Origin of the sequence: Rathayibacter sp. AY1E2, assembly GCF_002932325.1 — a bacterium.
Classification (GTDB): domain Bacteria; phylum Actinomycetota; class Actinomycetes; order Actinomycetales; family Microbacteriaceae; genus Rathayibacter.
This window is the reverse complement of the sequence record NZ_PSVO01000020.1, coordinates 44514-58953: the sequence shown is the minus strand read 5'-3', so window position 1 is coordinate 58953 and position 14440 is coordinate 44514. Positions and strand designations below refer to the sequence as shown.

Genomic DNA, 14440 nt, shown 5'->3' with positions numbered 1-14440 from the left:
GGGTGAGGGGCCGGCCCCTCACGGGTCGGCACCGCCGGCCCTCCCCCACCTCCCGACCGCGACATGCTGACTTGTAAACATGCCTACAAGTCAGCACGCGCGGCCGGTGTGGGTCACAGGCACCAGTCCTCGGACCAACCGGAGGGCGGGACTACAGCGTGCGCCTCGCCGGTCCAGTGGAGGTAGTAGAGCGTGCTGCCGTAGTCGTGATCCCCCGCGGTGACGTCCATCTGGCGGTTCTCCACGTCCGGCTCCGCGCTGTTCCACCGGGTCGAGACGTCCACCGCGCGGAGTTCCCCGGAGTCGGTCACGAGCGTCTGGCAGACGGGGCACCGGAGCGCTTCGTACGTCTCGCCGTCGTCGGTCACCGTCTCGATCAGCAGCTCGGGGGCCGCTGCCCACACCTGCTGGTGCAGCTCCTCGATCGTGGCGAGCAGCGCCTCCGCGCGGCTCCCCGGCGTCTCCTGCGTGGTGGTGGCGTCGAGTTCGGTATCGACAGTCATCGGCGTGGACTGCATGATGTGGCGCTCCCTTGTCTGATCGTTTTTTTGTGCCTCTCCGGCGGGAAGAACCGTTTGAGTGGAGGCGTCGCAGTGACGCCTATTCCGGGCGAGATAAGGGAGCCTGCGACCGCGCCCGGAATAGGTTGCACGGAGACGACGGAGCGAAATAGGTTTGTACCGCGGAGAGGAACAAAAAACCTCGAAGCAGTGCCGCGCAGCGGCTCCCGGTCGCCGCAGGCGATGTGCGCGAAGCGCACCCCGCGCCTCGAGCGGAACACCGGGGAGGGTGAGGGGCCGGCCCCTCACGGGACGGCACCGCCGGCCCTCCCCCGCCGAGAGCTGAGAGCCGCTGTCGGCGCCGGATGGGACGATGGAGGCATGTGGGAGCTGGCACACCGGACGCGCGCGGAATCGGCATCAACGGTGGTGCGCAGTAGCGCGGCGACGAGCGCCGCGGCGATCGTGGAAGTGCGCGCAGCGATCCCGGAGGATCACGTCATCCTCTACGTGCTCCGCGTCAAGAACTGAGCGGGCGCTCTACTCCGCGGCGCTGCGGCGGGGTGCGCGTTGGGCGGTTGTGGTGACGACGGCGGTCGCGCGGGTGAGGTTGGGGCCGATGGCGTCGGCTTCGAGGACGCGGCCGGTGCGGCGGTTCTCTCCTTCGCCCCAGGCGACGGTGCGCTCGTAGCCGACGACGATCACGGCGTCTCCCTTGTGGAGGGAGGCGAGGACGTGCTCGCCGAGTTCGAACTTCGCTTCCACGTAGTGCGTGGTCGGGGCGTCGTGCGGGGTCCACTCCCCCGCGCGGTATTCGCCGGTGTTCTCGATGACGCGCAGCTTCACGATCTGGACGCGGCCCGCCTGCACGGCCTCGGGGTCGGCGGCGAGGTTGCCGGTGATCGTCCTGGTGCTCATCTGTCGTCTCCTGCTCGTTCGGTTCGTGGGTCGTCCCGTCGACGTCGACGGGGATGCGCTTGGGGTGTTCTGCTCTGGTGCTTCGGTCTCGATACCCCAGGACGTGAGAGCGTCGCGTCGGGTGACCTCGACGGACGGCTCGGACAGCGCCCTGCGCTGTTCGAGCTCGGCGCGCGTCACGGCGTAGGCCGGGAGACGCCGCTCGTCGCCGTAGGCGAGGCGGTAGTACCGATCGGCCTCGTTCTCCGCCCAGTCGACCTCGCCCTGCCGGTCCGCGCGCCCGGCGAGATACCCTGCCCGGTACTCGTCGCTCTCGACGTTCGGGCCGGTCACGCTGCGTGCTTCTCGATGAGGTCCGGGCGGAAGCCCGACCAGTGGTCCTCGTCGCTCGCGACGACCACCGGGGCGGCGGAGTAGCCCAGCTCCTCCGTGACGTAGGCGAGCGCTGCGGGGTTCGTCGTGACGTCGACAGTCGTGTACTCGATGCCCTTCGCGTCGAGGGCTCGGTAGGTCGCGGTGCACTGCACGCACGAGGGCTTCGAGTAGACGGTCAGAGCCATGAGGAATCTTCCAGATAGAACTCCATGTGCGCTTCGAACTCCTCGCGCTTCTCCTCGGCGCAGTGCGCGTGGATCCACCACCCGGCCGCGTCGCGGTCACCGGCCTTGTCGAGCATCTGCGCGATCACGTTGACCTTCTCGCAGGAGAGAGTGGGCGAGACGGTCATCGCCACGCGGAAATTCGCGAGGGCCGCGGTGTAGGTAGCGCCCGCGGTGAGGAACGCGGTCACCGCCTCGTCGTAGGCGGCCGCAGCCGCGAGATAGATTGTCACGGCGTCGGCCTTCGGCTGCTCGGTCATCGCTTCGCTCCTTCCGGGGTGTGCGCGTCGCCCTCGTCGTCGTCGGTCGCGTGCTCCGCGATCCACAGGTCGGCGGCCTCGTCTCGTCCGAATGCTCGCAGGAGTCCGGCCAACGCGTCGACCTCGCAGCAGCTCATCCGGACGGCCAGATCGTCGGCGGTGTCCCCGTGGGAGAACACGGACACGAACTCGGCCACCGCCTCCGGGAGGGTCGGTGTCTGCGGTTCGGTGGTGGCGGTGTCGGTCATGGTGAAGTCCTCTCGTCGTCGGGTCCCGGGCGGTGGTCCTGCCCTGCCCCTCCCCCTCGTTTTTTTGCCGTGATTCTCAATCAGATTTGTCAAGCCAGCGGGGGTGGTCTGGCCGGATCGTTCTTCCTTCTCTCCCAGCGTTTTTTTGCCTGGAAGGCACGTAGTGCCGAGCAGGGTCGGAGGTGGGAGCGCAACCCGGAGGGCGGCGGAGGAGAGGTTGTCGGCGCGATGGGAGGGAGCGCAGCGACCGCGTGCCGAGAACCTCGGAGGAGCCGGCCGCGCAGCGGCTTGCGTGGACGCCGGAGGCCCGTACGCTGCCGAAGGCTTCCAGGCAAAAATTCGCGCAGCGCACGACACCGCGCCGGCCTGAGGTCGGCGTCCGCTTGTTCGCGATCTGATGCGCGGAATTGCGGCCGCTCGAAACGGTCCCGACGCTGGACGTCCTAGCGACCGCTCTGCAAGGCAGAGTACAGTTGCTCTACACCACAGAGTGATCGGAGCATCATGTCGCTGACTCGCACGCCCTTAGAAGAACGGGTCCGAGACGCGCGGCACGTGTCATCACTTCCGCTGATCGTCTCCGGCGTCGGAGTGGTAACAGCCGGACTGCTGCCCCTGGCCGGTTCGACGCTGTTCACCGTCGGCTTCCTGATTCCTGCCTTCACGAGCATCGCTCTCTGGATCGTGCTGAGGGCTACTGCTGCTCACGCAGGTGTGGGAATGGGGCGCGAGCGCATGGGGCCGATCGCGGCCGTCATCGCCGCAATCTCGATCTTGACGTTTCTGCCCACGATGTTCGCCGGTCCGGCCTTTCTTGTTGAGTTCGTCGGTCCGGCGTTTCTTGTCGGGGTGCTCCTGTTCGCGATCGGTTGGCGACTCGAAAATCGCAGCCAGTGGCTTGCTGGCCTCGGGGTGGCAGTAGTTTCCCCCTTCCTCTTCAACAGCTTCTTGCAGGACGCTGCCCCCGAGAGCGGGTTGATCCTGGGTGCTTCCTACGGTTCCACGCCTTTGTCAATCGATGGCGTCGTTCTCACGATCGCCGGCATCACCCTCGTCGTTCTGGGTATTACTGCTTTCCGGCAGGAGACGGGACGTGCCCGTGGCACCAGGCGCTGAGGAGTCGACCGACGACGAGTTCGCGTCCTTGGACGATGCCGTCCACCAACGAACGCGTCTTGCGATTTTGACCATCCTTCACGAGGCCGGCGAAGCCGACTTCCGGTTCCTGCGCACCACCCTCGACCTCACCGACGGCAACCTTGGACGACACCTCGAAGTCCTACTCAGGGCCGGTCACATCACCACACGACGGGGCTACGACGGCCGCCGAGCCAAGAACTGGGTCGCTCTCACTCCTCAGGGCACCGCCGCCCTCAGCATCGAAGTCGAAGCACTGCGCGCGATTGTCGCGCGCGTCGATCGCGCGCAGAATCCCTGACCAGGATTACCCCGCAGCGAGGTGGTTCACCACGAGTGACGGTTGCCGATGCCCTCCCACGGATTCCCGCCAGCACCGAGACCACGAGCCGCCGACCCATCTGCGATCGTCCCTGACGCGAACGCGGCGGGCTCTGCGCCTGTGGGGTGATAGCTGGTCTGGTCGCGGAAAATTGCCCAGATGACGTTGATGCGGCGTCGGGCGAGTGCGATCAGTGCCTGCTTGTGCGACTTGCCCTCGCCACGTTTTCGCTCGTAAAACGAGCGAGAGACCGGGCAGTTCCTCGACGCGATGAACGCCGCTTGGAAGCAGGCGTTCAACAGCCGCCGGTCGTAGCGCCGTGGCCGGTGGTGGTTGCCGGAGATCTTCCCGGAGTCGCGCGGCACGGGAGCGAGGCCCGCGAAGCTGGCCAGCCGGTCGGGCGTCTCGAATGCGGCGAGGTCAGTACCGGTTGCGGCGAGGAAGTCCGCGGCGAGCCTGCGCCCGAATCCGGGGAGCGACACGAGCAGATCCGCAGAACTGCTGTCCTGTAGAACGGCGTCGATCTCGGCCTCGAGCTCGGCGAGTTCGTCGCGGATGCGGAGCAGATCGCGGGCGGACCGGCTCACCAGCCGGGCCGCGGCATCCTCCCCCGCGACGACCGAGGTCTGCTCGCGCGCGGCTTCCACCGCCGTCTTAGCGACGGCCGCGGACTTCCAACAGCCCTGCCCCTTCAACCACGACGCCAGACGGCTCTCCCCCGTCCGCCTGATCGCGGACGGCGTCGCGTACCGGGTGAGCAGCACCAGAGGTCCCCTGGTCGTCGCGTAGTTGAACGCTCCCTCGAGTGACGGGAAGTAGTGGACCAGGATGGCGCGTAGCCGATTTACGGCGCGGGTGCGGTCGTGCACCAGGTCCTCGCGCCGGGCTGAGAGCAGGCGCAGCTCCGCGGTGACGTCGTCGGCCTGCCGCATCAGCGTCACGTCTCGTCGGGTCCGGGCCTGGTCGGCGATGATGACCGCGTCCTTCGCGTCCGTCTTTGCCTCGCCTCGGTAGGCGCCCGAGGCGTGATGAACGACCCGGCCCGAGATGTAGAACAGCGGCTGCGCGTGGGAGCTGAGCAGCGTCTGCAGCAGCCCCGTTCCGCCGTGGTTGAGGTCCGTCGCCCACGCGACGTCGGTGCCACCCGGCAAGGAGGCGACGTCGCCCATCAGGGTCAGGATCGCTGACTCTCGGTTCTTGAAGCGCTGCGAGAGCAGCTTGGTTCCGTTGCCGTCGATGACGACGCAGTGGTGTTCGGTCTTGCCGGCGTCGATACCGGCCCAGAGTTGGGGCACGCAGGGTCCTTCCGTTGAGGGGTGCGGTGCGCCGTGAACGACCGTGCCGGCATGTCCTTACGGGGCGATCTGGTCGCGTTTCTCAATGAGCGGTCCTGCCGTTGCGGGGTCCCGGGCGGCCAATCACGGCATGCCATCAGGCGGCTGAAGGCGGTCAGCCATACCCAGGACCCCTGGCGCGTTCCGGAGCCTACAACTGCCCCGCATCCACGGAAATAACGGTAAGGAAGGCGGTTCTCCGCCTTAGCAACCGGAGGGCGCAGTGCAACCCGGAGGGCGGCGGTGGAGAGAGTTTCGGCGCGATGTGAGGGAGCGCAGCGACCGCGTGCCGAAAGTCTCGGAGGAGCCGGTGGCGCAGCCACTTGAACGGAGCCCGTAGGTAGCTACGACCGCAGCGAAGCGGAGGGAGCCGCCGAAGGCTTCACGGCAAAGAAACGTGAGCCCAACGGGCGAACATCAGCGGCCGGCACAGCCGGCCGAACCTCTGGGCGGCGCTCCGTCGCTGCTGCGCGAGTGCAGCTCGCGCCCCGGAACGGGATACCGGGGAGCGTGAGGGGTTATCCCTCACGGGGCGGCAACGCCGACCCTCCCCCACCGTCGACCGCGACATGCTGACTTGTAAACATGCCTACAAGTCAGCACGTGCTGTGGGGACTCGAACCTCCGTCACCAGAGTTGCCGAGCCGTGGGTTCGAACAGCGCCGCCGCCACCGCGCAGGTCCCCCGGAAGATAGCGGCGCCGACGCGCAGTAGCTCGTGGGTCATCCGATCCCGCGTCTGCCGGCTGCTCCCAATCACGGGGTCACCGCGGATGGCGAGTGACGGCCTGGGAGGGCCGGACGGCCCGGTATGCATGTAGGGAAGTTGACTTGATTACATGCTTACTTGTCATCAGCTTTGCGTCCCTCGTACTGGGCGAGGAGGAGTTGAAAGGCTTCCGCAGCGAGCACCTGTACGGGGACGCCCTGCTCGGCCGCCAGGATCTTCACCGCTCGGATCGACTCCTGGGGGAGTCGAACGGAGAACACGGCGAGCTGGGTCGGCGGCACGAAGGTGCCTTCGCCCACCTGGGCTCTCTTCGGTCGAGCTGCGCGGCCCGCGGCCGCAAAGCGGTTCTCGCTCACTTGACGATTCCCTTCAACTCCGCGAGCACGTTTCGGTACTGGCCAGGATCGGTGATCGGCAGGCCGTACGCCATCGCGAGAGCCTGCGCCTGCGGGATCTCGCTCGTCAGGACGGGGACGCCGAACGGTTCGAGCGCGTCGCGGATCTGCCCAGCGGCGACCGTGCGCTTGACCACTCGGGTGAGGAGGGTGAAGGCCGGCGCGTCCGTGAGAGCTTGAACCTGCTCGATGAGGTTGACCGTCTCCGCGTACTGGGAGAAGTCGCCGCTGGTGGGTTGGATCGGGATCAGGATCAGGTCAGCGGCTCGAGCTGCTGACGTCGTGATACCCAGATCGCCCGGGGGAGTGTCGATGAGCACGTTCTGGTGGCTGCTGCTCAACCAGGGCTGCTTGTGGATCGTGTTGCGAGGCAGCCCGGTCGCGTCCCAACCGAGGGTGTTGGCCCAGTCGAGCGCGCTGCCCTGCGGGTCGCCGTCGACAATGAGCACGCTCTCCCCGGTTTCGCGAAGCGCTGCTGCGAGATGGATGACGGTCGAGGTCTTGCCCGACCCGCCTTTCAGGTTCACTACCGCTGTAATCATGTTGACAAGACTACCAGTCTGCATGCTGACATGTAAACATGCTGACGTACTGACTTGGGGGATGTGCGGTTACTGGGGCCGTCGCTCGACGGCGGACGCCCAGACCCACAGTCGGCGGCTGGCGTCGCGGTCCTGCCACTCGACCATGACGGCTCGGGCGGTCCAGGCGATGGCGTAACCCTCGACGCGAACGGGGTTGCCGGGGTAGCGGACCCAAGCCCAGACGGGCAGGGGAGTGGCGGCCCAGGTGGGCCGCTGCCGGGTCTTGTCTAGCTCGTCGTCGGTCAGGCCGATGGGGTGGCCGCGGCCGGCCGTCTCTTCGATGCGTCGATCGATCTGGGCGCCGACATGGCGCTCGTAGCGTCGGTTCGTTCCCACGCCGCCAGTAGAACATATGTTCGAACGCGCGTGCGGTCGACGTCATGCGGCGGTCGAGGACCACCAGAGCGAGCCGGGGGCGAGCATGCCGGTGCGTCCCCAGTGCAGCGCCTCGCGGTGATCGCCGCGGCCGGCGGCGTCGCGGGGGTAGAGCGGCCAGACGCGCTCGCCAGCGGTGCTGTCCTCGAACAGGGGTCGGCTCGACACGTGTCGGCGTCGCGGTCGTTGCCTGGGGGAGGAGGACCGGTGAGCGAGCTCGGCTTGCCACCAGGCCCAGACTTCGCGCTCGACGTCGTAGCGGTGCGCTCGATCCGTCAAGACTCCGTCGACACCGATCGCGCGAGCGGCGGCGGTTCGGAGGTCGCGCTTGGCCTGGGTCCAGCCGTTGGTGTGCTTGACGATCAGGCGGTGGGTGCGCAGGCGGGAGAGGGCTGTGGCGGCGGTGCGGGTGGTCACTCCCAGCAGTGTGGCGGCGGCGTCGACGGCGAGGGTTCCTTCTCGGCGCAGCAGCGCGTACGCCTTCCCTGCCAGGTGTCCGAGGCCGGCGCGGGTGAAGAGGTCGTGCCGAGTGTCCGTGAGGTCCGCCTCGAGCGTGGTGAGCAGCATGGTTCGTTCAGTGAAAAGCGGCCCGGGGGGGCGGGGGTTATTAGTGGTTGTGACCGGACCTTGCAGTGAGCCTGTGGAAAAGTGCTCGGACAGTCGCCATTCGCTGGCGTTCGATCCGTCAGCGCGGACGACGAGCTGCACGTAGCCGTCCTCGCGCAGGCTCCGCAGGGCGCTGGCGGCCGTGGTGCGTCCCAGGCCCGCCAGGAGGGCCAGGTCGCGGATGGACGCGGCGACGGTGCGCTTGCCGGTGTGCAGGGTGAGGTAGGCCAGGGCGGTGAGGATCGTCTTCTCCGACGTCGCTCGCTCGGTCCTGCCCCACCGGCCCGGGCTCACCCGGAACCGGTCGAGGAGGCCGCTGACGGCGCCGACGATGCTGCCCAGCTCCGCCAGGTCGCTCATTTCGCGCTCGGGCGGGAGAACGGCGTGCAGCGCCGCGTACTGGCGGGCCTTCTCCCACTGCCGCGCCAGTCGCTCCGCGGCCTCGTCGCGGGCGCGGGGCCGGCGGTGGCCGCGGCCGGTGTTCTTGGTCCGGTAGTGCTCCATCCCGGGCGCGCTTCGGGCGGCGTGCTCGACGTCGGTCAGGGACCAGCCGGCGTGAGCAGCGGAGAGCAGGCACATGAACGCGGTCCACGATGGATTCGCGCCGCCGCCGGCCGTGGCCATGTGGGCGGCGCCGGCAGCGCTCAGCGTCCGGTGCGTGTGGTGTGCGGTGGCGGTGGGTACTGGGGGAGTGGCGTCGACGCGCTGCGGCGGACGGGACGCTTCCAGCGCGACCGTGACGGCATCGATGGCGGCCGCGGTGACGTTCGTGTCCAGCAGCTCCTCTGCGCGGCCGCGGAGGACCCTCGAGAAGCTGCCGTCGCGGTGCGGGGAGAGCGGCGGCCGGGCGGCGCCGGTGCGCGGGTTGCGGAGCATCCCGTGGTCGAGGGTGCGGAAGTTTGCTCGAGCGGCGATCGCCAATCGGGCCACCTGCTCGGCTGGGGCGGCTTCCGCGAGAGCGACCCACAGGTGGCGACCTCCGGTGCCGGAGGACTGGCAGACGACGTGAGCGACCTGGTGCGCGTCGAGGACGGCGGAAAGCGCGTCGCAGTCGTCCGCGGCCTGCTCCATGAGGTCGGCGTCGACGCCGCGGGAGTCCTTGCCGTCGAAGTCGAAGCACAGCAGCCGGAACGCTCCGGCGTCGTCGGTGAGGTAGATCGCCCACGGGGCGGCCGGCGCGACGGGGGAGACGGGGAACGCGGCCGGATAGGCGTTCTCGTCCAGGCGCCCGTAGGCATCCGGGCGCATCGTGCGCACCGCGGCACGGGGGCTCAGTCGGCGCGTCAGTGCCCAGGGCGCCGAGAAGGAGTCAACTTCGGCATTTTGGGCGTGCGCAGACACAGCAATGTGGCTTACGATGAGGTCACTTCTCCTCCCTCGGGGGGGATGGATGAGGCCCGGCCTGAGAAACCGGTCCTGATCAACTGCTTCACACCTGTCGCCCTGGTAAGCCTTTGGTGTGAAGCGAGAGCTTCTAGGCCCGTCGCGTGAGCGGCGGGCCTAATGCGTTAAGTGGTGGTGATCGGCGGCTCCGATCGGGACGCGGTGACCCGCGGGAGCGCGCCGTACTTCGCGAGCAGCTCGCTGTAGAGCATGTCGACGTAGAGCGAGACGGTCACGCCGCTGGCGGCGGCAGCCTCGGAGACGGCATCACGGTTGGTGGGCAGCACGCGGGCGTTGAGTTGCACCGCCGCCGCTCCATCGTTCCGTCGTCTTCTTCCCATGCGGCTCATCATGGTGTGAGTGCTAGCAGTATTCGGGGAGTGGTGCGGCGTGTCGAGTGTCATGGTCGTGGTCGCTGTCCCCTCTGCCTGCATCCAACGTGGGTGAGGCTGCCCGCTGGTCTGCGGCACTCTCGACCTCTGACTAACGTAATCGATACTTCACCGTAGCCGTTAACACCTGTCAGCCGGCCGCGGGGCGAGCGATGCTGGCGATTGCGTTGGAGACGGCCGTCATGTGGCGGGCGCCATCCGAAGCGACCGTGTTGGTTAGGTAGGCCACGACGAGCTGCGTGTCCGGGTCGGCCCAGGCGACGCAGACGTTGGACCCGTTGTGTCCGAACGTTCGCGGGCCGGCTATCGATCCGAGCGGCGGGTAGAGGTTGGGGGTGCGACCGCCGAGCTGGAATCCATGCGCCCAGAGGATCGGCGTGTGGGCGAAGCCGTCGACGTCGGCCTCGGTGGAGCTGGCGATCGTCGCCTGGGACAGGATCTCCGGTGAGACAACCTGCGTGTCATCGCGGCCCCGGCCATCGTTGAGCAGCATTTCGTAGAACCTGGCGACGTCGCGAGCGGTCGTTGAGATTCCGGCGCTCGGGATCACGGCCATGCGGACGGCACGGCTGTTCAAGGCCCCCATGGCGAGAGGTACGGAGCTGCGGATGGAGACGCATCGGGAGAGGTCGTGTTCAGCGACGCCCAGCATGGTGTTGGTGGCGCCGAGCGGAGTGAGCAGCACGTCGTTCATGACGTCGCGGAGAGGACGCCTGGTCACTCGTTGAATCACCTCGCCCAGGATGAAGCCGTAGGTGAACACCTGGTAGGAGGGAACGGTGCCCGGCACCGTCCTGAGGCGAGCGCTCTCGAGGTTACGGATCGAGCTGCGCCAGTCGGTCATCGCCAGGGCGTCCCCGATCAGTCCGCGCGAGGTCGAGAACCCCGCACGATGGTGGAGGACCTGGCGGAGAGTGATCGATCCTTTCCCGTGACGAGCGAACTCCGGCCAGTAGTAAGAGACTGCGGCGTCGATGTCGAGGAGCCCGTCTGCGGCCAACTGGTGCACGAGGATGCTCAGGTAGGGCTTGCTGACTGACCAGGACCAGAAGAGTCCATCGGGTGCGTACCCCTGGGAGTGGTCGAGAAGGACGTCACCGCCCCTGAGGACGACGAGCTGCGCGGACCCTCCTCGCTGACGAACGAGGTTGACCACGGGGGACAGCGACTGATTCACCCACACCCCCGGTTCTCGTGCCCGGAACTGGTCGGGGCCTGCTGAAACTAACAGTGCTCTCTACGAGCGGCTACCGTGGTCAGCATGGCTGCGAGAACAGGTAACGGCGCGTCCGAGTATTCGATGCGCGTTCACGCAGCGATCAAGACCTTGATGGCCAGAGCCGGTCTTTCGAACGTCGACTTCGCGACGCGCACGGGAATGACGCTGACCTACTTCTACGCGCGGATGCGCGGCGACGCGATGTTCGACACGAACGATCTGGAGCGCTTCGCGCAGGTTTTGGGAGTCAAGGTCGCCACCATCTTCACGATGGCGGAGGAGTTCGGCGAGCCCACCGCGGACGTTGACGAGGTGGTCGTGCTCACGAACGGTGTCGAGTTCGCCCGACGACTGAGCGTCCTCCTCCCGGCCGGCACGAGTGCGAGTGATGACGTCGCGGGGATCCCGGCGGCACGGCTGTCCGAGATGCTCGGCGCCACCGCGCGGTTCGGCGTGACTCGGAGCGAGCTCACTCGCCTCACCACTCACTTCCAGGTCCCTGAGGCGTTCTTGACGGAGCTGACGACCTCGGAGGACACCGCAATGATCGAAGCTGACCTCGAGCTGCGCCGAGCGCTCGCATCCAAGGGTGTCGAGCCGCTGGCGGCCCGGTCCCTCGGGGGAAACCTTTCCCCTGCTGCCATCCGCGGCATCGCCGCGTCGATCCGCGAGCTACGCGAATAGTGGCTGTATCTGGGAGGGGGAACTGTGGACGATCCGTGGCTCGTAACTGAGCAGATTCGCCAGACCGCCGAACGCGCCTTCAAGGAAATTTTCACTGAGAATTACCCCGGTGAACTGTCGACCGAAGAAGCCATCATCCGTCGCGCTCAAGAAGTGCTTGGTGCTGATATTGAGGTGTATCAGGGCGGAGACGAGTCGTGGGAGAACTATCTCGCCCTGACTCTTACCGAGACAATCGCCGCGCTGCTTCCTACCAAGTACATGATCCTCATCCGCAGCGACAAGAAAGCCTACTATCGGCTGTTCAATGTGTTCCACGAACTGGCTCACATCCTGTTGGGGCATCCTCCGAGTGAAGTCGAGCTCCCTCACGGTCTTAGCCTCGACAGCATGGGGCTGACGAGCGCAACGAACGCGGTACGTCACGCTAAGCAGTTTGTTTTCGATGGCGACGATTCCTCTCGGACGCATCGGATCCGCGAAGGCGAAGCTGAAGAATTCGCGCGTCTCATGGTGTCGCTCGTCATGTACCCGCGATACCGGTCGGGTGAGAGGAAGTTCGGCTAAGTGAGTCCGATCGAGAGCTTCTTCTTCACCGCCTCCTTCCTCGCCGTCACCGCCTACTTCTTGGGCTGGTTCATCGCCATCCTCGCCCGCCGACGTCCGCCGACGCGCCCATGGGTGGCAGCAGGCTTCGGGTCGGTGGGGCTGCTCGCACTGGGCGGCTTCCCGTGGCTGACGCTCGATGAGGCAGACAGCCTGTTCGGAGGAACGAACGTCTACTACTGCGTGATGCTCGTCGCCGCCTGCACGGCGATGTGGCTTCTCGTGGAGGCCGTGATCGACGTCGGCCGAGTGCGCCTCTGGTCGGTCGTCCTGCTCGTGGCGTGGATCGCGGCGTACGTGGCCGCGTTCATCGCGATCGACCGCCCGGCCACCTCGCCCAAGTTCTCGCATGAAGAAGTCGATCAGCTCCCGATGATTCTGTGCAGCGGGATCTACTTCCTCGGGCTGATGGTGCTGTTCGTGCGACTGATCGTGAAAGTCGCGAGGTTCCCCCGTCGCGCGTACTGGCCGTTCACTGTCGGCGGCGCGCTCATCATCGCCGGAGCCGCGGGCGAACTGGCCGGAATGCTGGTAGCGCGATACGTGCCCGACTCTGCCGCGACGACGAATGTCCTCTATCTCGCCTTCACCCCGGGATTCTTCGGTGGGATCCTGCTCTTCACCGCCGGCCTGTGCAGCTTCCCCGCTCGGCGTACGATTAGGGACGTCGCCGTCGACCTGAGCTCCCGAAAGCTCGTCACGATGCTGGCAGAGCGAGAAATCGCCGCCCCGCCCGTCTCATATGTGAGAGAAGGAACCGCGAGCGAGAAGAAGCTCGTGCGACTGATGACGCTACAGGTGCGCGTCACCGACGCGGTGATGGTCGGCGCAATGAAATTGAGCAACAACGAGAACGGTGTCGTTCGTCGCGCAGAGCGACTGATCGACGGTGAATTGCTAGCAGCAGGTATGGGATGGAACGAATGAACAAGTTGATCGTTGGAGCAGCAGCAGCAGGAGGCGTCGCCGTGGCCGGCGCTATCGGCTCGATCTTCGCCGCTCGCCAGGTCGTGCTTCCCGTCGATCCGCCTCAGATCCCGATCCTGCGCCAGGACGGGAAGACGATGACGCTGGCCGTTGACGGCAAGACCATCGCCCCCGGCATCCTCGGAATCTTCCGCACCGACCGCACGGGTCACGCGACACTCAGCCGCCCGATCCACACCGACCCGGTGACCGGTGCGACCACCCGGCGCATCGAATCGACCTGGGGCGCAAGCTTCGCCGGAGAGAAGGCCGTCATCTGCGAGGGCGACGTCTTCGCCGGACCGGAGGCGGTCGACCCTGACTTCGTGGAGGTCCTGGTCCCCGGGCCTCTAGGTGACTGCCCCGCCTGGCAGTTCGGGCCGGACGAGAACCCGGAGGGCACGTGGGCGATCCACGTGCACGGCATCCGCACCAAGCGGATCCACGCGCTGCGCAGCGTGCCGGCGATGACCGCGCTCGGCTACACGTCCCTCGTCGTCTCCTTCCGCGGCGACGGCGACGGCCCCGCGGTGCCTCACAGCGCGTCCATGCTCGGTCAGCGCGAGTGGGCCGACGTCGCCGCGGCGATCGACTACGCAGCCGCCCACGGCGCGCGGAAGATCGTCCTCATCGGCTGGTCCCTCGGTGGCGGTGTGGCGCTGCTCGCAGCGGAGCGCACGAGCCGCCGGGATCTGCTCTCCGGCCTCGTGCTCGTCGGGCCGGCGCTGAACTGGAAGACGGCGATCGAGCAAGGCGCCGTCGAGATGGGATTGCCTCGTCAGGTCGCGATCCTCGGCCTCGTGGGCCTGCGCAGCAAGCTCGCGAGCCGTCTCGTCGGTCTTCCGGAGCCGGTGGACTTCGACGCGCTGGACTGGGTGCGCGAGCCGCGAGCCGCCGCGCTGGGCTGCCCGATCCTCCTGTTCCACTCGGCCGGCGACACGACCTTGCCGATGGATGTCTCCCAGCGGTTCGCGAAGCTGAATGCGCCGGCCGTGGAAGTGGTCGAGACCGCAGCGACCGCCCACAACACGGAGTACAACGTCGACCCGGAGGTCTTCGACTCGACCATCGCTCGGTGGATTTCCGAGCACCAGTAACGAAACCGCTAGCACTGACATAGTGTTAACGCCATGGAAGCCCTTCCTGGCGTATCGCGAGCGGACCGTGCACTCACTGACGATGG

Annotated in this window: 19 protein-coding genes; 7 read left to right on the top strand and 12 right to left on the bottom strand. The window is 67.1% G+C overall.

Annotated features, from left to right (window positions below):
• Positions 1–113 precede the first annotated feature (113 nt).
• Positions 114–503 carry a hypothetical protein gene (locus C5C49_RS13485; RefSeq protein WP_146078845.1) on the bottom strand — a complete coding sequence of 130 codons (390 nt, stop codon included), beginning with the start codon at positions 501–503 and terminating at the stop codon, positions 114–116.
• A 378-nt stretch (positions 504–881) separates the two neighbouring features.
• Between C5C49_RS13485 and C5C49_RS17105 the strand changes: the two genes are divergently transcribed.
• A complete protein-coding gene (locus C5C49_RS17105; RefSeq protein WP_181072908.1) occupies positions 882–1031 on the top strand; it encodes a hypothetical protein in 150 nt (49 codons plus the stop codon).
• A gap of 9 nt (positions 1032–1040) precedes the next feature.
• On the opposite strand, the gene C5C49_RS16780 is transcribed toward C5C49_RS17105, so the two are convergent.
• The 4 genes from C5C49_RS16780 to C5C49_RS13465 form a co-directional block, all read right to left on the bottom strand.
• On the bottom strand, positions 1041–1418 hold the full coding sequence (locus C5C49_RS16780; RefSeq protein WP_146084887.1) for a single-stranded DNA-binding protein: 378 nt from the start codon (positions 1416–1418) through the stop codon (positions 1041–1043).
• 329 nt (positions 1419–1747) lie between these two features.
• Positions 1748–1978: a glutaredoxin-like protein NrdH gene (gene nrdH / locus C5C49_RS13475; RefSeq protein WP_104224209.1), complete on the bottom strand. Its 231-nt coding sequence runs from the start codon at positions 1976–1978 to the stop codon at positions 1748–1750.
• Positions 1969–2277 carry a hypothetical protein gene (locus C5C49_RS13470; RefSeq protein ID WP_104224210.1) on the bottom strand — a complete coding sequence of 103 codons (309 nt, stop codon included), beginning with the start codon at positions 2275–2277 and terminating at the stop codon, positions 1969–1971. Before C5C49_RS13470 ends, nrdH begins: the two co-directional genes overlap by 10 nt.
• Complete coding sequence (locus C5C49_RS13465) at positions 2274–2525, bottom strand: hypothetical protein (protein WP_104224211.1); 252 nt, start codon at positions 2523–2525, stop codon at positions 2274–2276. Before C5C49_RS13465 ends, C5C49_RS13470 begins: the two co-directional genes overlap by 4 nt.
• Positions 2526–3029: 504 nt before the next feature.
• On the opposite strand from C5C49_RS13465, the gene C5C49_RS16775 reads away from it, so the two are divergent.
• Both C5C49_RS16775 and C5C49_RS13460 read left to right on the top strand, forming a co-directional pair.
• Positions 3030–3641 carry a hypothetical protein gene (locus tag C5C49_RS16775; protein ID WP_146078846.1) on the top strand — a complete coding sequence of 204 codons (612 nt, stop codon included), beginning with the start codon at positions 3030–3032 and terminating at the stop codon, positions 3639–3641.
• On the top strand, positions 3619–3963 hold the full coding sequence (locus C5C49_RS13460; protein ID WP_258059507.1) for a transcriptional regulator: 345 nt from the start codon (positions 3619–3621) through the stop codon (positions 3961–3963). The genes C5C49_RS16775 and C5C49_RS13460 overlap by 23 nt, the downstream gene beginning before the upstream one ends.
• 26 nt (positions 3964–3989) lie before the next feature.
• Here the strand turns inward: C5C49_RS13460 and C5C49_RS13455 are convergent, their stop codons facing one another.
• The 7 genes from C5C49_RS13455 to C5C49_RS13425 form a co-directional block, all read right to left on the bottom strand.
• The gene (locus C5C49_RS13455) at positions 3990–5279 is read right to left on the bottom strand and encodes an IS110 family transposase (protein WP_258059506.1); all 1290 of its coding nucleotides are present in this window, start codon (positions 5277–5279) and stop codon (positions 3990–3992) included.
• Positions 5280–6160: 881 nt separating this feature from the next.
• Positions 6161–6403: a ribbon-helix-helix domain-containing protein gene (locus C5C49_RS13450; RefSeq protein WP_146078847.1), complete on the bottom strand. Its 243-nt coding sequence runs from the start codon at positions 6401–6403 to the stop codon at positions 6161–6163.
• Positions 6400–6984, bottom strand: coding sequence for an AAA family ATPase (locus tag C5C49_RS13445; protein ID WP_181072910.1), 585 nt, complete (start codon positions 6982–6984; stop codon positions 6400–6402). Before C5C49_RS13445 ends, C5C49_RS13450 begins: the two co-directional genes overlap by 4 nt.
• Positions 6985–7053: 69 nt before the next feature.
• Entirely contained in the window at positions 7054–7362 is a 309-nt protein-coding gene (locus C5C49_RS13440; protein WP_104227116.1) for a hypothetical protein, read from the bottom strand.
• A 42-nt stretch (positions 7363–7404) separates the two neighbouring features.
• Positions 7405–9255, bottom strand: a complete 1851-nt coding sequence (locus C5C49_RS13435; RefSeq protein ID WP_181134912.1) for a hypothetical protein — start codon at positions 9253–9255, stop codon at positions 7405–7407.
• Between the two features lie 260 nt (positions 9256–9515).
• Positions 9516–9695, bottom strand: a complete 180-nt coding sequence (locus C5C49_RS13430; protein ID WP_104224217.1) for a hypothetical protein — start codon at positions 9693–9695, stop codon at positions 9516–9518.
• A gap of 217 nt (positions 9696–9912) precedes the next feature.
• Positions 9913–10959 (bottom strand): serine hydrolase, encoded by a 1047-nt coding sequence (locus C5C49_RS13425; protein WP_181072912.1) that lies wholly within the window; start codon positions 10957–10959, stop codon positions 9913–9915.
• Positions 10960–11043: 84 nt separating this feature from the next.
• Here C5C49_RS13425 and C5C49_RS13420 point away from each other — a divergent pair, with 84 nt between their 5' ends.
• The 4 genes from C5C49_RS13420 to C5C49_RS13405 are packed head-to-tail and all read left to right on the top strand — an operon-like array spanning position 11044 to position 14354.
• On the top strand, positions 11044–11685 hold the full coding sequence (locus C5C49_RS13420; protein ID WP_146078848.1) for a helix-turn-helix domain-containing protein: 642 nt from the start codon (positions 11044–11046) through the stop codon (positions 11683–11685).
• Between the two features lie 24 nt (positions 11686–11709).
• Entirely contained in the window at positions 11710–12252 is a 543-nt protein-coding gene (locus tag C5C49_RS13415) for an ImmA/IrrE family metallo-endopeptidase (RefSeq protein ID WP_104224220.1), read from the top strand.
• On the top strand, positions 12253–13218 hold the full coding sequence (locus C5C49_RS13410) for a hypothetical protein (protein ID WP_104227113.1): 966 nt from the start codon (positions 12253–12255) through the stop codon (positions 13216–13218).
• On the top strand, positions 13215–14354 hold the full coding sequence (locus C5C49_RS13405) for a S9 family peptidase (RefSeq protein WP_181072913.1): 1140 nt from the start codon (positions 13215–13217) through the stop codon (positions 14352–14354). Before C5C49_RS13410 ends, C5C49_RS13405 begins: the two co-directional genes overlap by 4 nt.
• Positions 14355–14440 lie beyond the last annotated feature (86 nt).